Origin of the sequence: Candidatus Clostridium stratigraminis (assembly GCF_045310675.1) — a bacterium.
Lineage (GTDB): Bacteria > Bacillota > Clostridia > Clostridiales > Clostridiaceae > Clostridium_AT > Clostridium_AT stratigraminis.
Genome location: NZ_JBJHZZ010000010.1, coordinates 40,163 through 60,829 on the forward strand (window position 1 = coordinate 40,163; position 20,667 = coordinate 60,829).

A 20,667-nucleotide genomic window follows, 5' to 3' on the forward strand; every position below is an offset into this window, starting at 1 on the left:
AAATCCTCTTTTTATCATATAATAAGGTAATTTTTATGTCAAGTTATAGTAAATATTATTTTAATAGGTATTGATTAATGTAGGAAGGTAATATATAATGTAATCAAATGATAACAATTATCAATTAATAATATATATCAAAACGTGTAATATTTAAAGGAGATGAATTAAATTGAAATATAACATTTTAATAGGCGGCTCTGCTGGGCAGGGTATGGATACTATTAGTGCAATATTTGAAAGAATATTAAAGAAAAGCGGTTATTATTTTCATTCATCAAAGGACTATATGTCAAGAGTTCGTGGAGGACATAATTTTATACAAATTAGATTTGGAGATGAAGTAATAAATTCACATTTTCCTGTTTTAAATGTAATTGTAGCATTAGATAAAAATACTATTGACTATCATATTGATAGACTTGACTCTATGGGTATAATTATTGGCGATGATACAATTAAAATAGAAGATGGAAGACTATTAACAGTGCCTATGAAAAAAATTGCACAAGATGCAGGAAATCCAAAGGTATTTGGTATAGCAGCTGTTGGTGCTCTAGCAGAGCTTTTTGGTATAGAGTTTAATAATATTGAAAGTTTATTTAGTAAAAAGTGGGACGGAAAATTAGTAGAGGAAAATATAAAAGCATTTCAAATGGGTAAAGAAGCCTCTAAAAAATATTTTCAACTTCCTAAAGGTCATGTCGATAAGCATATTATGATAAACGGAAATGAGGCTATAGCCCTTGGGGCATTGGCAGGGGGCTTGGACTTTTATTCTGCCTATCCAATGACACCTGCTACAAGTATAATGACCTATCTTTCTAAAAAGCAGGCTGAGGCTGGTATAATAGTAGAACAAGTTGAAGATGAAATTTCTGCTATAAATATGGCTCTAGGCGCTTCTTATGCAGGTGCTCGTGCAGCAACAGGAAGTTCAGGCGGTGGAGTTTCACTAATGGTAGAAGCTATCGGCCTATCAAGTATCACCGAAACACCTCTTTTGTTAATTGATTCACAAAGACCAGGACCAGCAACTGGACTTCCCACTAGAACTGAACAGAGTGACTTAAGCTTTTTATTAACAGCTTCACATGGCGAAGGCCCAAGAATGGTTTTAGCTGTTAGAGATGCAAAGGATGCTTTTTACAACACTGCAAGGGCACTAAATTTGGCGGAAAAATACCAGATGCCTGTAATATTACTCACTGATCAGTATTTAGCAGATACAGTAACTGTTATGGAGGAATTTGATTTTAATAATATAAGAATTGAAAGACATATTTCAGGAAGTGAAGCCTTGGAGGAAGATGGAAGCTATAAGAGATATAAAATAACTGAAACTGGAATATCTCCAAGAATAATTCCAGGGAAATATGAAAGCGCAGTGGTTCTCGTTGACAGTGATGAACACACCGATGATAGCCAGATAACAGAAAGCGCAGAAGTTCGTATAGCGCAAATGGATAAGAGAATGAAAAAGCTTGAGCTGTTAAAGAAAGAACTAATAGAACCAGAGTATTTTGGAACAGAAGTGCCAGAAATTTTACTTCTTGGCTGGGGTTCCATGTATGGTCCCCTTAAGGAAGCAGTTTCTATGCTGTTAGATGAAAACATTCCTATAGGTGCCTTAGTATTTGGAGACATATATCCACTTCCAACTAAACTTTTAGAGAACTATTCAGCTCTAGCAAAGAAAATTATAAATGTAGAACAAAATTATAACGGTCAATTGGCAAAACTTATTAGAATGGAAACTGGAATAGGAACAACAGGATGTATTTTAAAATATGACGGAAGACAACTAAGCTCACAAGAAATTTATTCAAAAGTTAAGGGAGGGGTATAACATGTTAGATATAAACTTATTTGAAACACAAGAGGAGTGTGCATGGTGCCCAGGTTGTGGAGACTTTGCAATACTAGCAGCTTTAAAGCAGACCTTAGCTGAATTAGATATAAAGCCGCATGAAATAGTAATGTCATCGGGAATAGGTCAGGCAGCTAAAACCCCACATTATATAAATGTTAATGGCTTTAATGGTCTTCATGGAAGAGCAGTACCTCCAGCTGTGGGAATTAAGCTAGCTAATAAAGATTTAAAGGTAATTATAAACTCTGGGGATGGAGACTCCTACGGCGAAGGAGGAAATCACCTTCTTCACAATATAAGAAAAAATATTGATATAACACATTTTGTCCATGATAATCAAATTTATGGCCTTACAAAAGGGCAGGGCTCACCAACTACAGATAAGGGACAAAAAACTTCTATGCAGCTTGACGGTACAATGGTTGATGCCTTTAGACCTCTTGCCTTTGCTATAACTGCTGGAGCAACTTTTGTAGCAAGAAGCTTCTCAGGAGATAAAGAGCATTTAATTAGCATAATGAAACAGGCAATTCTTCATAAAGGATATTCATTAGTAGATATATTACAGCCTTGCGTAACCTTCAATCATGTGAATACTTTTAAGTGGTATAAAGAAAACACCTATAAACTGGAAGATAATTATGATCCTACAAATAAGGCAGATGGGTTAAAAAAGGCTATGGAATGGGATAAGGGAATACCTCTAGGAGTTATATACAAGGAAGAAAGAGCAGAATATACGGATAGCCTTTCTTATATTACTAAAGGACAGCCTTTAATAACTAGAAAATGGGAGCCTCAGTATGCTAGAAAGTTCATGAAAGATTTTATGTAGATAGTAAAAAGCAGACTAGATTAAACTAGTTTGCTTTTTTATTGTATCTTTAAATGCTTTTAGGATGCTATAATATAATATTATAGGCATGAGGGGTTAAGGCCCTAAATGGACGTTAACGGGTTTTGACTGAAAGGAGAAAATAATGACAAATTTTAAGTTTATTCATGCTGCAGATATCCATTTAGGAAGCAATCTCCATATAAGACAAAAATCAAATAAAGGTTTAGCGGAAAAAATAGATAACGCGGTGTATGATTCCCTTGAAAGAATTATTAATATTGCCATTTCGGAAAAGGTTAAATTTATTTTGCTTAGCGGAGACATATATGACAGAGATTCAAGATCCGTTAAGGCTAATAGTTTTTTTGTAAAGCAGTGCTTAAGGCTAAAAGATGAAAATATTGATGTTTTCATCATTGGTGGGAATCATGATCCAGCTAGAGAGAATAGCGAATATTTTAAACTACCATCTAATGTACATATTTTTAGTGCTGAAAAAGCAGAAATATTTGAGTTAAAGGATTATAAACAAAACATTTATTGCAAAATAATAGGACAATCCTATAGAGATACCTCAGATAGCAGAAAAATATTTGAGAATTATAAGCTTATTAAGGACAATATAATTACTGTTGCTATGCTTCATACTCAGCTTGATAAGTCAAATAACTATATACCTTGTACTTTTTCAGATTTAAAGGCTATTGAAAATATAGATTATTGGGCTTTAGGACATATTCATAAGCCTCAAGTTATTAATGGACATGTACCATATGCAATATATCCAGGAATACCACAGGGCAGAGATTCTGGGGAGGAAGGCATAGGAGGAGCTGTGCTTATAGAGGCAGCTGATAATATTATTAATGAAATAAAATTCATAAAGACCTCACCAATAATATGGGAAAACATGAATATTAATATAAAAGATTTTGATGTAAAAAATTTAAGCGATTTGGAGAATGTCATTACTAATAATTTAGAAGACCTTAAAAATAAAGAAAGAACGAAGCTTTCTGGTTTAAATTGCCTTTGCTATGAAAATTGGAGCTTAACTAAGGGATATATAGTTAACTTAAAAATAGCGGGTAGGGGAGAGATATATGAACATATAAATGAAAAAGAAGAAGAGGTAGAGGAAGCTTTAATAGAAAATCTAAATAGTAAATTTGTGAAAAAACATCCCTTTATTTATGTAAACTCAATTGAATTTTATGTAGGAAAACCTATTGAAGATTATGAAGAACTGCTAAAGGATAATGAAATGATAAAATCAATTGACTTAATTGCTAATAAGTGCCTTGAGGATGAAGTATTAAAAATTCAATTATCAAAGAAGCTTGGAGCTATTTGGGAGGTTGCTAAGGATAAAGAGGACTTTAATATAAAAAAGCTTCAATTAGATGAAGAGACTTATGAATCCATAATTTCAAGGGCTAAGCAGCTAATTATAGACCTTTTGCTTGAAAGAGGAGAAAAGCAATGAAGATAAATAGATTATACATAGGTGACTTAGGCATTTATAGAAATGCCTTAATGGAAAATATATCGCCTAAAATCGTTGTTATTGGAGGACTAAATCGTTCAGGGAAAACAACATTTCTAGATATCCTAAGAAATATGCCTTTTGGATTTCCTAAGAATTTAAGACCTGCTTCAGTTGAGTATTATTTGGAATGTGATTTAGTGAATGAAAATGAAGAAAAACTTTCATTAAGAATTAATGGGCTAAAGGAGCCTCAAATAAGCTTTAAAAATGAAAGCAGCAAATATATATATAAATTATATGGAGATATTGATAAATTCACTTATAGTCAATTATATACCATTACCTTAGATGAACTTAAAAAACTTAACAATAAAAATGATGAAGAAAAGCTGCAGGCGGTTTTACTTGGGGCAGGCATTAGTGATATAGTTCATGTACCAAAGTTAATTGATGAAATAAGGAAGGATAAAGAAAAAATAGGCGGTAAAAATGGAAGCCCTAAAGCAAAGCTCTTTAAACCATATTATGAAAAACTTCTTACTGGTGTTAATAATAGGGATGAGGCTTTGGATCAGGTGGATAAATTTACAGCTAAAGAAGCAAATGAAGCTAAGTTAAACCAAGATATAATATCTAAAATAGGTGAAATAGATATTTTAAAGGATCAAATTTTAGTTTTTGAAGTACTTGATAATAACTATGAAGACTACATGGATTTAAGTAAATTAAATAATGAGCTTGAAATATTAAGTGAAAAAAACTTTGATTTTGATTTTTATAGTTTACCAGCTATTGAAACTGCAGAGGCAATGTATGAGGAGTACTGCGAAGTTTATAATTCATATAATAAAGTACTAGTTAATAATAATGTTATTGCTAAAGATGTGAATACAAGTATTCAATTACTTAAATTTCAAGACAAAATAAGGTTTTATGTAAAAAATATTTCTGGTCTTAAACAGATGTTTCTTGATCAGTCGGAATTAAGTAATGCTGTTGAAATGTTAAATGAAACAGTTTTAAAAGCTATGGAAAATTTAAATTTCAGTTCTAATAATGGTTATGATCAGATTTTAAATATTGAAAGTGATTTAATAAGAGAAGATAAACTGGTTAACTTAACTGAAAATGTGAAATATATGAAGGAGCAAAAACTTAAATTTAATGAGGAGTTAGAGGTTGAAAAAGATCAAATTGAGACCTTGAAAAAAGAGCTGAAGGCATTAAAAAATAATGAATTTAGTTCTTCTTTTAAAAGCTATTTATTTATATCCTTTGTTATTTTGTTTACTGGAATACTAATTTATTTCCTAAGTAAGGCTTTAGCTTACGGCATCTTCATTACAGGTATTACATCTGCTGCCTTATATTTTTTTATAAAACAAGGAAATTTAAATCAAATAAACAGTAGCTTAATAAGTCTTAAACTCCAATTAAAAACTGCTGAAAATAAAGAAGCTATATATATTGAAAAGCTTAAAAATATTAATATAAAAGAAGCTTCTCTAAAGAATAGCTATAATATGTACAAAGAAAAACTAATGATAAAAGAAGATATATCTGAACAAGGATTACTTCAATATTTTAAAGAGATAAAAGTGCTTAAGCTCAATATAAAAACTTTAATTAATCTAAAGGATAAAAAAGAAAATGGCAAAGAAAATATAAATGTAGATCTTAAAGGAATGTATACCCTAGTTAATAAATTTATTAAGCTTTATGAACCTAATATGGACAATATTTTAACCTTCAGCGAGGAGATTTTTAGTAGTCTTGAAATGCTTGATAAAGAGCTGGAAAAAGCAAAGCAGATAGTATACGCTAAAGATAAATTATTAATTTCAGAAACTAAGCTAAATGATAAATTAAGACTTAAAGAGTATAATAAGTCGCTAGATTTTCTTGTTCCAAAGCTTTTAGACCAGTATAAGGCTTTTAATGCTAAAAATGTTCTTAGAGATAAGTGTCAAGCTATAGAAAAAAATTTAATAAAGAATTTAAGCAGTGAGAGAATTTGCAGTGCTTTTAAAACAGTTGGAAAACTTTATAATATTGATAAAGTTGAAACATTAGAGTATTTTTATAGTATGCTGAATATTTATCCTGTAAAAGTGGAAATCCAAAATGAACTAGTAAATTTAGAAATTAAGCTGAAGGAAGCTAATGGCAAATTAGAAGCTTTAAAAAAAGAGATGCAAATGGTTAAATTCGAGCTAGATACTTTAGCTACTTCAAGCAAATTACAGGAAGCCCAAGCTTTAATAGACGAAGGTCGTTTAAGCCTCAAACCCATGGCTGTTAAGTATTCTGTGTTAAGCGCTGCAGAATATATTTTAGAAACAGTCCAAAATGAATTTTTAGATAATGCCAAGCATAAACTTCTAAATGGTGCAGGTGAAATATTTAGTAAAATTACTAGCGGAGAGTATAAAGCTGTATTACCTGGTGATAATTTACTACAGGCTGATTTTAAAGCAGTAGAAGCACAGGGAAAAGTAGAAGAAAACACCTCAATTTTAAGCAGAGGAACAATAGAACAGCTATTTTTATCTGTAAGGCTTAATAGAATTAAAGCTATTAAAGAAAAATTGCCTATAATTTTTGATGATCCCTTTGTAAATTTTGATGATTCACATGTGAAAAATACACTTAAACTTATTACTGAACTCTCAGAAAATAATCAAATATTTATTTTGACTTGTCATGGAGAGGTAATTAAGCAAATAGAAACTATAGAAAGTGATGTTCAATATTGGAAATTAAATAAAGGCAAATTTGAGCTTACTAATAGCGAAGAATTAATAGACCACTTGACAAAAAATATGAATACAGAAGACGTAATAATCGATAATTGTTGTGTGCGGTAAAGCAATACAGGAGGGAAATTATGAAGCTTAATCCCATATCATTTTTAATCATTTTGGCATTTATATATCCTGTGTTAAAAGGATTTTTATATAAATTTTCATCAATAAATATAAAAAGAGATATACATGAGGTAGGCAGTAATATCGCATTTATTATTTCCTTATTTGCGGGGATTTATTTGTGTAAAACTACCTTTATAGAACATAAGGGAGTAGTATATCAGCAATTAGCAAGGCTATTACCTAATGACTTTTTCAATTATGTAGACAGAAATAATGTAATATATTTTGTAGTATTAATTCCTTTAATAATTTTTACTATCTATAAAATTATTATCTACCTTATAGATATTATAAATAAAATAGCTTTTTATCCTGCAGTAGATTTACTGGAAAGGTTTATGGATAAAAAGAGTAATCTTTTTAAAAGATTTAGCGGGGCTGTTTTTCAGATTCCAAGAGCAATAGTATATGGATTGCTTATAACATTTTTGCTTAATATGTTTTCTATGTTTAATATATCAGGTAAGTTTAATAGCTATCTGGAAACCTCAAAGCCATATAATTATCTCTGCAGGGAAGTGGTTATACCTGCTACTAATTCGGCTGTAGCAAAGCAGCTTCCTAATGTATTAAACAATTCTTTTAAGGTTGTTATTAAAGATGCATCGCAGAAGGATAAGGTTAATAATTCTATACAAAATATAAACAATAGAAAGGTGATAATTTATTACAATGGAGTTACTCTAGATGAAGGCGTTAGATCTAACAGTGATATAGATAGTTTTGCAAGAGAACTTGGAAGTAAGAGCACTTCTAGTAAAGGTAAGGCTAAAATATTATATAATTGGATTGGAAGCAATATAAACTATGATGATGAAAAAGCAGTGCAAGTTCTTAACAATGACTATAATATTAAATCTGGTGCTATACCAACCTTTCAGAGTAGAAAGGGAATTTGTTTTGATTACGCCAGTCTTTATGTAGCAATGGCAAGAGCTAACGGACTTAAAGTAAGGCTGCTTACAGGGGAAGGTTTTAATGGAGTTAGCTGGGTAAGCCATGCATGGAATCAGGTTTATATTCCCGAAGAAAGCAAATGGATAAATGTAGACTCAACCTTTTATAAAGGCGGAAACTATTTCGACAGTGTACGCTTTGAACGGGATCATAGGAATGCTAATATTGCTGGTGAATGGTAATACAGGAATAAGAAAGACCTTAGTGAAAGCTAAGGTCTTTTATAATTTTTAATTATTAAATTTATTGCTTTTTCACAATCGCTATCTTCATTATCAATAGCCCAGGCAGCGTTAAAATAAATCAAAGCTTTTTTATTATCATTTAGCATTGCAAAGCAATAGCCCAGATTAAAGAAATATTTACTATCTCTTCTTCTTAAGATAGCAGTTTTTAGTAATGGTATTGCCTTTTCATACTCCTTTAATTTAATAAAGCATACAGCAGTATTATATAAGGAGGCTGCTTCGTTTTCCTTAGTCTTGATTGCCTTTTTATACATGGAAATGGCTTTTAAATAATCTTTTGTGTTGTATAGATCATTTGCTTTTTCGAAGTAATTCATATGTTTCCTCCCATTATTTTAAATGATATAAAACTAAATTTATCCATAGGATATTTTTATTAATGTATATTTAATAATTAAGTAAAATATTCCATTTAAAATAATATCCAAAATTATGGGAGATATACATATTATTTAATAAAAAGTATAAAATAAAAAGGAATTTTAGGTTTTATGTAGAATATTGTAATTAAGTGTTGTGTTTATTTTCCTATTCTTAATTTTGAGAAAATAGGAGCATTTATTACACTAAAATACATAAAAATATCTTGAGTTTTTATCAAATTGATAAACTTCTGATAATAGATCCCTAACAATGATTTGGATGGCAATTTATGCCTCAATACGTTTACATTAATGAAAATGGTCAGTTTTAGCATTTAATTAAAATTGCTAAATGCATCATAGAGTATATAATATTTTCTATGAAATGTGGTGATAACTAATTGTTTGAAGAAGTGTCTATTATGCTAAAAAGGGTGGCTTTTTTTGATATACTTTTAGCAATAATTTTAACTCCTATAGTACAGCTTGTTTTTAATGCAAAGGCTTATCTTTTTTTATTAGGGCTATTTATTGCAGCTATAAATTTTCTTATATCTAGCATAGTTACTAGAAGTAATTTGTTAAAGGTATCCAATAAATATAGTGCTCTTGGCAGTATAAGTAATTTTGTAAGAGTGATTATTATTTGTATTGTAGGAATAATTATCTACCATAATAATGTTAATAATATCATTACATATATTTTGGGATTTACTTCACATTTTTTAGCTTTAATTTTATATGGCTTTATTAATTTATTAGGTGAAAGGAAGTGATTTTGTGGATACATTAGAACCATTGTTTGATGTAACGATATTTGGTAAAACCTTTGGATTTACTCAAAACATAATAATACAATGGATTATTATGCTTTTATTAATTTTGGTAAGTATTTTTCTAACAAGGGGCTTAAAAAGAATACCAGGTAAGAAACAATCTGCTGTAGAAGCTGTTGTTGTGGCACTTAATAACTTTGTTAAGGATAACATGGGACCTCAGTATGTAGAATTTGCCCCCTATGTTGGTTCGTTAATCTTATTCCTACTTTTAATGAACTTAACGGGACTTTTAGGATTTGAACCACCAACGGTAGATTATAGTGTTGCCCTAGGAATGGCATTAACTTCATTTTGTGTAATTCAAGTTTACACAATTAGAAAAGTTGGATTACTACATTACTTCTTAGGCTATGGAAAACCTATGGCTTTTATGCTGCCAATGAATATTCTGGAAAGAGTTTTGCTTCCAGTTTCTCTTAGTCTCCGTCTATTTGGTAATATGACTGCGGCTGCTACAATTATGGCAATTATATATGAGTCCTTAGGTCATGTAAATTGGTTTGCTCAAATAGGCTTACCTGTTTTTGCACATATGTATTTTGATATTTTTGATGGTGCGGTGCAGATGGTAGTATTTATGATGCTTACTATTATAAATTTAAAAATTATTGCAGAGCATTAAATTTTCTCGTTAATATCCTGTCTTATATTTCTTTTAATATTTTATTTTGTGAAGAAATTAAAGCAGGACTATATAAATATCCAAAACAAAAAAGAAACTAAATCTTATCTTTTAAGGAGGAATTTTATTATGACAAGTGCAGGAATTATGGCTTTAGCTGCAGGTATTGCAGTATTCGTGGGTATTGGTGCAGGAATAGGAACAGGACTTTCAACTGGAAAGGCTGTAGAGGCTATTTCAAGACAACCAGAAGCTAGTGGTAAGATTACAGCAACTTTACTAGTTGGTAATGCTTTCGCAGAAGCTACAGCTGTTTATGGTTTACTAGTTGCTATAATGATATTAGGTAAAATTACTGGTTAGTTTATTTGGTAGTGTCTTAGGCACTATAAAAATTTGACCCTAAAGGGGGGAAGCAAAACCCATGAATATAAATTGGTTTGAAGTCTCGGCCACATTTATTAATTTCATCTTATTGGTATTTATTTTAAAGCACTTTCTCTTTAAGCCAGTAACTAATGTTATATCAACTAGAGAAAATGAAATTAAGGAAAAAATTGATATAACTGAAGAAAACCAAAGAAAAGCTGAGGCTTTAAGACAAGAAAATGAAGAGAAGCTTAAGGCTGCTAAAGAAGAAGGCAAAACAATAGTAGAAGATATGAAAAATAAAGCCGAAAAGTTATCTGATGAAATTGTAACCAAGGCTAAAGAAGATGCTGAATCCCTACTTGATAAGGCGAGAAAGGATTCTGAAAGAGAAAAAGAAAAGGCAGAAGAAGAAATTAAATCACAAGCTATTGATTTGGCAATTTTACTATCTTCTAAAGCCTTAGATACAGCTATTGATGAAAAAGAACATAGAAGGTTAATAAAGGATTTCATTGCTAAGGTAGGTATTTAATATGTATGAATATTTAGATAGACGATATGCACTTGCCTTATATGAAGTAGCTGAGGAAAGAGCTAAAACTGAAGAATTTATTAAGGATCTAGGTGATATATTAAATATTATTAATGAAAATGAAGAACTTTTAGAATTAATCAGACACCCTAAACTGAGTACTACAAAGAAAAAGGAATTATTTGAAAATATATTCAAGGGTAAGACTGATGAAGAAGTTTTATCATTTTTATTATTACTTATTGAAAAAAACAGGCTTCTAAATCTTAAGGGTATTATAGAAGAAATAAAGAAAATTCACTTAGAAAGAAATCAAACTTTATTGGCTCTTGTTAAAACTGTGGTTCCACTTCTTGCCGATGAGAAAAATGACCTTATTAGAAAACTTGAATTAAAATATAACAAAAAAATAATTTTAAACGAAGAAGTAGATAAGGATATCATTGGTGGAGTATACGTTAGAGTCGGAAACGATGTAATTGATGGAACTATAAAAACAAAGTTTGAGGAAATTAGAAAAATGACCCTTAAAACGGAATAGAGGTGAAATAATGAATATTCGACCTGAAGAAATTACGTCTATTATTAAACAGCAAATAGAAAAATACGAAAACAAGCTAGAGACTGTAGATTCAGGTACTGTAATCCAGGTAGGAGATGGAATTGCCAGAATATATGGATTAGACGAATGTATGGAAGGTGAACTTCTAGAATTTTCTACTGGTATTTTTGGCATGGCTCTTAACTTAGAGCAGGACAATGTAGGTGCCGTTTTACTTGGAAGTGAAGCAGGCATTAAAGAGGGAGATGTAGTTAAAAGAACTGGTAATGTAGTTGAAGTTCCAGTTGGTGAAGAACTTCTTGGTAGAGTAGTTAATGCATTAGGCGTTCCTATAGATGGCAAAGGCTCAATAAAGGCTGCTGAATATAGACCAATAGAAATTATTGCTCCTAGAGTTATTGAAAGACAGTCAGTAAAAGAACCGCTTCAAACAGGTATAAAAGCTATAGACTCTATGATTCCAATAGGTAAGGGGCAAAGAGAACTTATTATAGGTGACAGACAGACAGGTAAGACAGCCCTGGCTATTGATACAATTATTAATCAAAAAGGAAAAGACGTTATATGTATATATGTGGCTATAGGCCAAAAGCAATCTACTGTAGCACATATTTATAATACCTTAAGTGAAATGGGAGCAATGGATTATACAATTATCGTATCTTCCACTGCAGCAGAAAGTTCACCACTTCAATACCTTTCACCATATGCAGGCTGCAGTATGGGTGAATATTTTATGCATAAAGGAAAGCATGTACTTATTGTATATGATGATCTTTCTAAGCATGCTGTTGCTTATAGAGCTATGGCTCTATTACTTCGTAGACCACCAGGAAGAGAAGCATACCCTGGAGACGTTTTTTACTTACACTCAAGGCTTTTAGAAAGAGCTGCAAAGCTTTCTAGTAAATTAGGCGGAGGCTCTATTACTGCACTGCCTATAATTGAAACTCTAGCAGGTGACGTTACAGCTTATATTCCAACTAATGTTATATCTATAACAGATGGACAGATATTCTTAGAGGCAGATATGTTCTTCGCAGGACAAAGACCGGCTGTTAATGCAGGTATATCTGTTTCCAGAGTTGGCGGCAGTGCGCAAATTAAAGCTATGAAGCAGGTTACAGGTAGTTTAAGATTAGACCTTGCACAATATAGAGAATTAGCTGCTTTTTCACAATTTGGATCAGATCTTGATAAAGAAGCAAAAAGAAGGCTTGAAAAAGGTAAGAGAATTACTGAGATATTAAAGCAAGATCAATATGAACCAATGCCAGTTGAAAAGCAGGTTATGATTTTGTTTGCAGCTACAAATGACTTCCTAATGGATATACCAGTAGAAAAAATAAAATTATTTGAAAAGAGTTTCTTAGAATTTATGGATACACATCATAGAGATGTTGGTCAGATGATAGCTGAAAAGAAAGAGTTAAACGATGAAATTAAAAATGCTCTTTCAGGGGCAATTAAAGAATTTAAAGATGTGTTCTCTAAAGAGGAAGCATAGCCGCTGAAGGAGGTGTAAGGTGTGGCAGGTTCAGGACTTGTAGCTATAAAAAGAAGAATTAAATCCGTAACAAGTACAAGAAAGATTACAAATGCCATGGGACTTGTTGCCACTGCTAAATTAAGAAAAACTAAACAGTCTCTTGAGTTTAATGATATGTTTAGAGAGTACTTTAGTAAAATTCTTAATGAAGTTCTTGACAATAATGAAGTAGAGAATGTTTATATAAACGGAAATAATATAAATAAGAAGCTCTATATAGTACTTACTTCTGATTCTGGCCTTTGTGGCTCCTATAATGTTAATATCCTAAATAAAGCAGCTGAAGAAATATCAAAGGACAGAGAAAACTCAGTAATAATGGCTGTTGGAGAAAAGGGTGTCTCTTATTTCAATAGATTTAACTATGATGTAGGAGCTAAATTTATTAATTTACCCGATGTACCAACTACCAAGGAAGCAAAGACTATCGGAAATGCTGCAGTTGAAATGTATACAAAAGGAGAGGTTGGAGAAATCAATGTTATTTATATGGAATTTCACGCCCAAAATAGTCAAGAAATAGTTGTAGAAAGACTACTTCCTTTAAAGGAAAGAGCCTATGATTTTAATAATACTAAGTTTGGGAAATACATGAAGTTTGAACCTGATATTGATTTGCTCATAAATAATATCTTTCCCATGTATATCAGAGAAAAAATGCTCAGCTATTTAATACATTCAAAAACTAGTGAACAGGCAATACGTATGATGGCTATGGATGGGGCAACAAAAAATGCAAATGAACTCCTAGATAAATTGAAGCTGCAGTATAATAGAATGAGACAAGGTGCCATCACTCAGGAAATTTCAGAAATAGTTGGCGGAGCTGAAGCACAAAAATAAATTAGAATAAAGTAGGCGTAATGATTAATAATCATTACGTACAGGTAAAAGTCCTAAATGGACTTTTACGGGTAACCTAGCCGGTGAGGTTGAGTACAGGTTACCCATTAAATAAGAATACAGGAGGCACAATGATTAATAATCATTGTGTGCAGAATAAGAAATACAGGAGGGTATCTGATGTCTAATAACGTTGGTAAAGTTATTTCGGTTATAGGACCAGTAGTAGACATTAAATTTGATTCAGAAAATCTTCCTAGCATATATAATGCAGTAGAAATAAAGCTGCCTCATGATGAAACCTTAGTAGTAGAAGTTGAACAGCATGTTGGTGATGATATAGTTAGAACCATAGCCATGGATGCTACCGAAGGTTTAAAAAGAGGGATGGAAGCTTATGATACTGGTAAACCAGTATTAGTTCCTGTAGGTAAAGAATGTCTAGGAAGACTATTTAATGTACTAGGAAAAACTATAGATGAAGGGGAGCAGGTAAAAACTGATTTATTATATCCTATTCATAGACCAGCACCTTCTTTCGAAGAACAATCTGTTTCACCTGAGATGTTTGAAACAGGTATAAAGGTTATAGATCTTATTGCTCCTTATCAAAGGGGAGGTAAAATAGGACTTTTCGGTGGTGCTGGAGTAGGAAAAACAGTACTTATTCAAGAGCTAATAAACAATATAGCTAAGCAGCACGGTGGAATATCCGTATTTACTGGTGTTGGTGAAAGAACAAGAGAAGGTAATGACCTTTATTATGAAATGAAAGAATCTGGTGTTATTGAAAAGACAGCACTGGTATTTGGACAAATGAATGAACCACCAGGAGCTAGAATGAGAGTTGCACTTACTGGGCTTACAATGGCAGAATACTTTAGAGACCAAGGTCAGGATGTGCTTCTATTTATAGATAATATATTTAGATTTACTCAGGCAGGATCAGAGGTTTCAGCTCTGCTAGGTAGAATACCAAGTGCCGTTGGTTATCAGCCAACCTTAGCAACAGAAATGGGAGCTTTGCAAGAGAGAATTACTTCAACAAAACGAGGTTCAATAACATCAGTTCAGGCTGTATATGTTCCTGCTGATGACTTAACTGACCCAGCTCCTGCAACTACTTTTGCCCACTTAGATGCAACTACAGTTTTATCAAGAGCTATAGTTGAACTTGGAATATATCCAGCAGTAGATCCACTTGATTCAAGCTCAAGAATACTAGATCCTAGAATTGTAGGAGAAGAACATTATAAAGTAGCAAATGATGTTAAACACATACTTGAAAAATACAAAGAACTCCAAGATATAATAGCAATTTTAGGTGTAGATGAATTATCTGATGAGGATAAATTAATTGTTTCAAGAGCAAGAAAGATTCAGAGATTTCTTTCACAGCCATTTACAGTTGGAGAACAGTTTACAGGCATTCCAGGAAAGTTTGTAACTGTAAAGGAAACTGTAAGGGGTTTTAAAGAAATAATAGAAGGTAAGCATGACGATTTACCAGAGTCTGCATTCCTATATGTAGGTACCATTGATGAGGCAGTTGAAAGAGCTAAGACCATGATGAATAAGTAAAAGGGGAGATTTAAATGGCTGATACTATAAAGTTAAATATAATCACTCCTGAAAGAAAGGCCTATGAAGGTGAAGTGATTGACCTCACAACAGAAAATGATATAGGACGCCTTGAAATACTCCCAAATCACGTTCCTATGGTTACTTCAATTGTTCCAACGGTTACAACCTTTACTACAGTTGATGGAAAAAAATTAAAGTTATTCACTTCTACAGGAGTTTTAAAAATAGAAAAAAATGAACTTAACTTACTTTCTGAGGATGTGGAATGGCCGCAGGAAATTGATGTAAAGAGAGCTGAAGAAGCAAAAAAGAAGGCAGAACAGCTGCTTAGAGAAAAAGAAAACATCGATTATAGGAGAGCAGAATTAAAGCTAAAAAGAGCTTTAGCTAGATTAAGAACAAAAGACTAAAATGAATCCAAATGGCGTTGTAATGTCATTTGGATTTTTTTAAAGTTGAATATTTTACTATTAGGTTATATAATTATAATATATTTTAGAACATTATTATAGGAAAAATTCCATATAATAGTGGTGGTATACTTTGCTTTTGGGGGGAGGGTTAATAGCTTACGAGCTATTTTATATATGAATAACTTATTACACATTGGCTTAGATGTTGGGTCAACTACAGTTAAAATTGTAGTTATAGATAATAATGATAAATTATTATTTAGTAAATATCAAAGACATTTTTCTGATATTAAACAAACAATAATAGATTTAATATATGAAGCTTATTTGGCTTTTGAAAATAAAAATATCACTATAACAATAACAGGTTCAGGCGGGCTATCTGTTGCTAAGTGGCTATCTGTCCCTTTTATTCAAGAGGTAATAGCAGCCACTAAAACTATTGAAAGACATATTCCTAGTACAGATGTTGCAATAGAACTTGGCGGAGAAGATGCTAAAATTACATACTTTGACGGCAGCATAGATCAGAGAATGAATGGAACCTGCGCTGGTGGTACTGGGGCCTTTATTGATCAAATGGCTTCACTGCTGCAAACAGATGCTGCTGGTCTTAATGAGCTCTCTAAAAACTATAAAGTAATATATCCAATTGCTGCTCGCTGTGGAGTTTTTGCAAAAACAGATATACAGCCACTAATTAATGAAGGTGCAGCAAAGGAAGATGTGGCAGCATCAGTATTTCAAGCTGTGGTTAATCAAACAGTAAGTGGGCTTGCCTGCGGAAAACCTATACGAGGGAATGTAGCCTTTTTAGGAGGGCCACTTTATTTCTTATCTGAGCTTAGAAAAAGGTTTATTGAAACCTTAAACTTAAGTCCTCAGCAGGTGATTTTCCCTGAGAATTCTCAGCTCTTTGTTGCTATAGGTGCAGCTTTAGCTTCAAAAAATAATGAGATTTATGAATTTAAAGTACTAGCGGCCAAGCTAGCAACAATTAAAGAGAAAACTTCTCATGAAATACAAAGGCTGGAGCCCTTATTTAAATGCTCAGGGGATTACGCTGAATTTAAAGAAAGACATGGGAAAAATAATGTAAGAAGAGCTGCCTTAGAAAACTATAGTGGAAACTGCTATTTAGGCATAGATGCTGGTTCTACTACAACAAAGGCTGCTTTAATAGATGAAGATGGCGCACTTCTTTATACCTACTATGGCAGTAATGAGGGTAGTCCACTAAAAAGCAGCATAAAGATATTAAAGGACTTATATAGTAAACTTCCGGTAAATGCTAAAATAATTAATTCTTGTGTAACGGGTTATGGAGAAGCACTTTTAAAATCAGCTTTAAAAATAGATATAGGAGAAATAGAAACTATTGCTCACTATAAAGCTGCAGAATTCTTTCTTCCTGGAGTAGACTTCATATTAGATATTGGTGGTCAAGATATGAAGTGTTTAAGAATAAAAAATGGAGTAATTGACAGTATACTTTTAAATGAGGCATGTTCATCTGGTTGCGGTTCCTTTATTGAAACCTTTGCCCATTCCTTAAATATGAGTGTTCAAGAATTTGCAAGTTCTGCTATAGGCGGTGAAAGTCCTGTAGACTTAGGCTCAAGATGTACTGTTTTCATGAATTCAAGAGTAAAGCAAGCTCAAAAGGAAGGTGCTACTGTCGGAGATATCTCAGCAGGCTTATCCTATTCTGTCATTAAGAATGCCTTGCTTAAGGTAATAAAAATTCGTGATCCAAAAGAAATGGGTAAAAAGATTATTGTTCAAGGCGGTACTTTTTACAATGATGCTGTGCTTAGAAGTTTTGAATTAATCTCTGAAAGAGAAGCAATAAGGCCAGATATTGCAGGTTTAATGGGAGCCTTTGGTGCAGCAATAATTTCTAAAGAAAGATATACTGAAGGATGCGAAACAACATTATTAAATTTAGAAGGTATAAATAGCTTTAGCACAGAAGTTACTATGAGACGCTGCGGATTATGTACTAATAATTGCCTACTTACCATAAATAATTTTGGTAATGGAGACAGCTTTATTTCAGGAAATAGATGTGAAAGACCACTAGGTTTAAGCAGCAAAAAAGAAAAGCTGCCTAATTTGTATGATTATAAATATAATAGGATATTTAATTATAAACCACTAAGAAAAGAAGAAGCAGTTAGAGGTACAGTAGGAATACCTAGGGTATTAAATATATATGAAAATTATCCATTTTGGTTTACTTTTTTTAATGAGCTAAAATTCAGGGTTGAATTATCTCCAAGATCCTCTAAGGAAATTTATGAATTAGGTATTGAAACTATTCCATCTGAGTCAGCTTGCTACCCGGCAAAGATAAGTCATGGACATATTATGAGTTTAATAAATAAAGGTATTAAATTTATATTTTATCCATGTATTCCCTTTGAACGAAAAGAACATAAAGAAGCAGATAATAACTATAATTGTCCTATAGTAACTTCTTATTCAGAGGTTATAAGGACAAATATGGATATATTAAAGGAAGAAAATATTACTTTCATGAATCCTTTTTTAGCACTTGATAATAAAGAAAAATTAAAAAAGAGACTTTATGAAGAACTAAAAATATTAAATATACCAAAGAATGAAATAAATATATCCATAGATAAAGCATGGCTTGAACAGGAAAAGTCAAGAGTAGATATTAGAAATAAAGGTGAGGAAGTAGTTAATTACCTCAAAAAATCAGGGAAAAAAGGAATTGTACTTGCTGGACGGCCTTATCATATTGATCCTGAAATCCATCACGGCATTCCAAATTTAATAACAGAGTTTGGTATGGCTGTGCTTACTGAGGACTCTGTTGATCATCTGGCTATAAGGGAAGATTCCTTAAGAGTTGTGGATCAATGGGTATATCACTCAAGGCTTTATTCTGCTGCTAATTATATAAGTAAACAGGATAATTTAGATCTTATTCAATTAAATTCTTTTGGTTGTGGTTTGGATGCTGTTACAACTGATCAAGTACAGGAGATATTGAATAAGACTGGTAAAATATATACAGTTCTTAAAATAGATGAAGGAAATAACCTTGGTGCAGCCAGAATTCGTATACGTTCATTAAAGGCAGCAATAGAGGAAAGAGATAGAAACGGTGTCACGGCTAAAAATAATGAAGTCAGTGAACCTAAAGTTATATTTACTGAAAAAATGAGGGAAGAATATACTATTTTAGCTCCCCAAATGTCCCCAATACATTTTCAATTTTTAGAAGCTGCCTTTAAGGCTTCTGGCTATAATTTGAAAGTGCTACCTTCTGTTGATATTAAGGCTGTTGATGAGGGATTAAAATATGTAAATAATGATGCTTGTTACCCGTCTATAATTGTTGTGGGACAGATAATCGAAGCTATTAAGTCCGGAAGCTATGATACAAATAAGCTAGCAGTAATTATATCTCAAACCGGGGGAGGCTGCAGGGCAACTAATTATATAGGATTCTTAAGAAAAGCCTTAAAGGATGCTGGCTACTCCAATATACCAGTTATATCCTTAAATGCTTTAGGTATGGAGAAAAACCCAGGCTTTAGCTTAACTCCAGGTTTACTAAATAAAGCAATGATGTCTGTGGTGTATGGAGACTTGTTTATGAGGGTGCTTTTAAAAGTACGCCCTTACGAAAAAGTTAAAGGTTCTGCAAATTTCCTTTATGAAAAGCTAGTAGAAGAATGTAAATCTTCAATAATAACAGGCAGCTTCTCAGCCTTTAAAAATAACATAAATAAAATCGTAGATGAATTTGATAAACTTCCAATTTTACCAATATTTAAACCTAAAGTTGGGTTAGTAGGCGAAATACTTGTTAAATTTCATCCAACTGCAAATAATAATGTTATTGATGTTGTTGAAGAAGAAGGAGCAGAAGCAGTTATGCCTGATTTGTTGGACTTTTTACTTTACTGTGCCTATGATGCAAACTTCAAGTATAAATATTTATCTGGTACAAAAAAGAAAATGATAATCAGTAATGCGGCAATTTCTGCAATGGAGTTATACAGAAAAGAAATGAAAAAGGCTCTAAGGAAAAGTAAAAGATTTCATGCACCCAGCACCATCAAAGAACTTGCTAAAGGGGCAAAGCCAATTTTATCTTTAGGGAATCAAACCGGAGAAGGCTGGTTTTTAACTGCAGAAATGGTAGAACTTATTGAAAGCGGTGTAAAAAATATTATTTGCATGCAGCCCTTTGCCTGCCTTCCAAATCATGTTACAGGTAAAGGCATGATTAAAGCGCTTAAAAGTAGATTTGAAGGTGCAAACATAACAGCAATTGACTATGATCCTGGTGCCAGTGAGGTAAATCAATTAAACAGAATTAAGCTTATGATGTCTGTAGCCTTTAAAAATTTAGAAGCTGATGAAAGCATGAGAGCATTACAAGAAGCTGCAAGTGATGAAAAGATTAATTACAATGACAATGATTTTGAAGGCGAAATGAATTCTATTTAAAATTATAACAATGATATATAAATAAATGTTGACAGAATTGAAAACAATGGTATATTATATTAATAATAAAATTTAAGATAGTTATAAGCTTTGATAAAGAGGAGTAGAGATTAAAGAGTATTTAGAGAAGAAGGTTCATCGGCTGGAAGACCTTCCATACGAA

At 32.1% G+C, this 20,667-nt stretch carries 16 protein-coding genes and 1 other annotated feature (1 of these 17 running past the window's edge); of the genes, 15 read left to right on the forward strand and 1 reads right to left on the reverse strand.

Annotation, left to right across the window (positions count from 1 at the left end; translation table 11 throughout):
* Positions 1-172 precede the first annotated feature (172 nt).
* The 5 genes from ACJDUG_RS13005 (at position 173) to ACJDUG_RS13025 (ending at position 8,269) form a co-directional block, all read left to right on the forward strand.
* Entirely contained in the window at positions 173-1,849 is a 1,677-nt protein-coding gene (locus tag ACJDUG_RS13005; RefSeq protein WP_406770314.1) for a 2-oxoacid:acceptor oxidoreductase subunit alpha, read from the forward strand.
* A gap of 1 nt (position 1,850) precedes the next feature.
* Complete coding sequence (locus tag ACJDUG_RS13010) at positions 1,851-2,708, forward strand: 2-oxoacid:ferredoxin oxidoreductase subunit beta (protein ID WP_406770315.1); 858 nt, start codon at positions 1,851-1,853, stop codon at positions 2,706-2,708.
* 145 nt (positions 2,709-2,853) lie between these two features.
* Entirely contained in the window at positions 2,854-4,197 is a 1,344-nt protein-coding gene (locus ACJDUG_RS13015; RefSeq protein ID WP_406770316.1) for a metallophosphoesterase family protein, read from the forward strand.
* Positions 4,194-7,067: an AAA family ATPase gene (locus ACJDUG_RS13020; RefSeq protein WP_406770317.1), complete on the forward strand. Its 2,874-nt coding sequence runs from the start codon at positions 4,194-4,196 to the stop codon at positions 7,065-7,067. The genes ACJDUG_RS13015 and ACJDUG_RS13020 overlap by 4 nt, the downstream gene beginning before the upstream one ends.
* A gap of 20 nt (positions 7,068-7,087) precedes the next feature.
* The gene (locus ACJDUG_RS13025; RefSeq protein ID WP_406770318.1) at positions 7,088-8,269 is read left to right on the forward strand and encodes a transglutaminase-like domain-containing protein; all 1,182 of its coding nucleotides are present in this window, start codon (positions 7,088-7,090) and stop codon (positions 8,267-8,269) included.
* Positions 8,270-8,298: 29 nt separating this feature from the next.
* Here the strand turns inward: ACJDUG_RS13025 and ACJDUG_RS13030 are convergent, their stop codons facing one another.
* A complete protein-coding gene (locus ACJDUG_RS13030) occupies positions 8,299-8,652 on the reverse strand; it encodes a tetratricopeptide repeat protein (protein ID WP_406770319.1) in 354 nt (117 codons plus the stop codon).
* Between the two features lie 446 nt (positions 8,653-9,098).
* On the opposite strand from ACJDUG_RS13030, the gene ACJDUG_RS13035 reads away from it, so the two are divergent.
* The 10 genes from ACJDUG_RS13035 to ACJDUG_RS13080 all read left to right on the forward strand — a co-directional run bounded on the left by ACJDUG_RS13035 (position 9,099) and on the right by ACJDUG_RS13080 (position 20,504).
* Positions 9,099-9,473 carry a hypothetical protein gene (locus tag ACJDUG_RS13035; protein ID WP_406770320.1) on the forward strand — a complete coding sequence of 125 codons (375 nt, stop codon included), beginning with the start codon at positions 9,099-9,101 and terminating at the stop codon, positions 9,471-9,473.
* Positions 9,474-9,477: 4 nt separating this feature from the next.
* Positions 9,478-10,158, forward strand: a complete 681-nt coding sequence (locus ACJDUG_RS13040) for a F0F1 ATP synthase subunit A (RefSeq protein ID WP_406770321.1) — start codon at positions 9,478-9,480, stop codon at positions 10,156-10,158.
* 129 nt (positions 10,159-10,287) lie between these two features.
* Positions 10,288-10,521 carry an ATP synthase F0 subunit C gene (gene atpE, locus ACJDUG_RS13045; RefSeq protein ID WP_406766468.1) on the forward strand — a complete coding sequence of 78 codons (234 nt, stop codon included), beginning with the start codon at positions 10,288-10,290 and terminating at the stop codon, positions 10,519-10,521.
* Between the two features lie 61 nt (positions 10,522-10,582).
* On the forward strand, positions 10,583-11,062 hold the full coding sequence (locus ACJDUG_RS13050; RefSeq protein WP_406770322.1) for a F0F1 ATP synthase subunit B: 480 nt from the start codon (positions 10,583-10,585) through the stop codon (positions 11,060-11,062).
* 1 nt (position 11,063) lies between these two features.
* On the forward strand, positions 11,064-11,603 hold the full coding sequence (locus tag ACJDUG_RS13055) for a F0F1 ATP synthase subunit delta (RefSeq protein ID WP_406770323.1): 540 nt from the start codon (positions 11,064-11,066) through the stop codon (positions 11,601-11,603).
* A 10-nt stretch (positions 11,604-11,613) separates the two neighbouring features.
* On the forward strand, positions 11,614-13,131 hold the full coding sequence (atpA, locus tag ACJDUG_RS13060) for a F0F1 ATP synthase subunit alpha (RefSeq protein ID WP_406770324.1): 1,518 nt from the start codon (positions 11,614-11,616) through the stop codon (positions 13,129-13,131).
* A gap of 21 nt (positions 13,132-13,152) precedes the next feature.
* Complete coding sequence (gene atpG / locus ACJDUG_RS13065) at positions 13,153-14,016, forward strand: ATP synthase F1 subunit gamma (protein WP_406770325.1); 864 nt, start codon at positions 13,153-13,155, stop codon at positions 14,014-14,016.
* 180 nt (positions 14,017-14,196) lie between these two features.
* A complete protein-coding gene (gene atpD / locus ACJDUG_RS13070; protein ID WP_406770326.1) occupies positions 14,197-15,597 on the forward strand; it encodes a F0F1 ATP synthase subunit beta in 1,401 nt (466 codons plus the stop codon).
* Between the two features lie 14 nt (positions 15,598-15,611).
* A complete protein-coding gene (locus ACJDUG_RS13075; RefSeq protein ID WP_406770327.1) occupies positions 15,612-16,010 on the forward strand; it encodes a F0F1 ATP synthase subunit epsilon in 399 nt (132 codons plus the stop codon).
* Between the two features lie 177 nt (positions 16,011-16,187).
* Positions 16,188-20,504 carry an acyl-CoA dehydratase activase-related protein gene (locus tag ACJDUG_RS13080; RefSeq protein WP_406770328.1) on the forward strand — a complete coding sequence of 1,439 codons (4,317 nt, stop codon included), beginning with the start codon at positions 16,188-16,190 and terminating at the stop codon, positions 20,502-20,504.
* A gap of 81 nt (positions 20,505-20,585) precedes the next feature.
* Positions 20,586-20,667 (forward strand) — a binding site (T-box leader) (it continues 139 nt past the right edge of the window).

Coding starts and splice junctions, on each gene's coding strand:
- ACJDUG_RS13080 (WP_406770328.1), top strand. CDS start 16,188: ATGAATAACTTATTACACATTGGCTTAGATGTTGGGTCAACTACAGTT.
- ACJDUG_RS13055 (WP_406770323.1), top strand. CDS start 11,064: ATGTATGAATATTTAGATAGACGATATGCACTTGCCTTATATGAAGTA.
- ACJDUG_RS13050 (WP_406770322.1), top strand. CDS start 10,583: ATGAATATAAATTGGTTTGAAGTCTCGGCCACATTTATTAATTTCATC.
- ACJDUG_RS13030 (WP_406770319.1), bottom strand. CDS start 8,652: ATGAATTACTTCGAAAAAGCAAATGATCTATACAACACAAAAGATTAT.
- ACJDUG_RS13020 (WP_406770317.1), top strand. CDS start 4,194: ATGAAGATAAATAGATTATACATAGGTGACTTAGGCATTTATAGAAAT.
- atpD (WP_406770326.1), top strand. CDS start 14,197: ATGTCTAATAACGTTGGTAAAGTTATTTCGGTTATAGGACCAGTAGTA.
- ACJDUG_RS13015 (WP_406770316.1), top strand. CDS start 2,854: ATGACAAATTTTAAGTTTATTCATGCTGCAGATATCCATTTAGGAAGC.
- ACJDUG_RS13010 (WP_406770315.1), top strand. CDS start 1,851: ATGTTAGATATAAACTTATTTGAAACACAAGAGGAGTGTGCATGGTGC.
- atpE (WP_406766468.1), top strand. CDS start 10,288: ATGACAAGTGCAGGAATTATGGCTTTAGCTGCAGGTATTGCAGTATTC.
- ACJDUG_RS13025 (WP_406770318.1), top strand. CDS start 7,088: ATGAAGCTTAATCCCATATCATTTTTAATCATTTTGGCATTTATATAT.
- ACJDUG_RS13075 (WP_406770327.1), top strand. CDS start 15,612: ATGGCTGATACTATAAAGTTAAATATAATCACTCCTGAAAGAAAGGCC.
- atpA (WP_406770324.1), top strand. CDS start 11,614: ATGAATATTCGACCTGAAGAAATTACGTCTATTATTAAACAGCAAATA.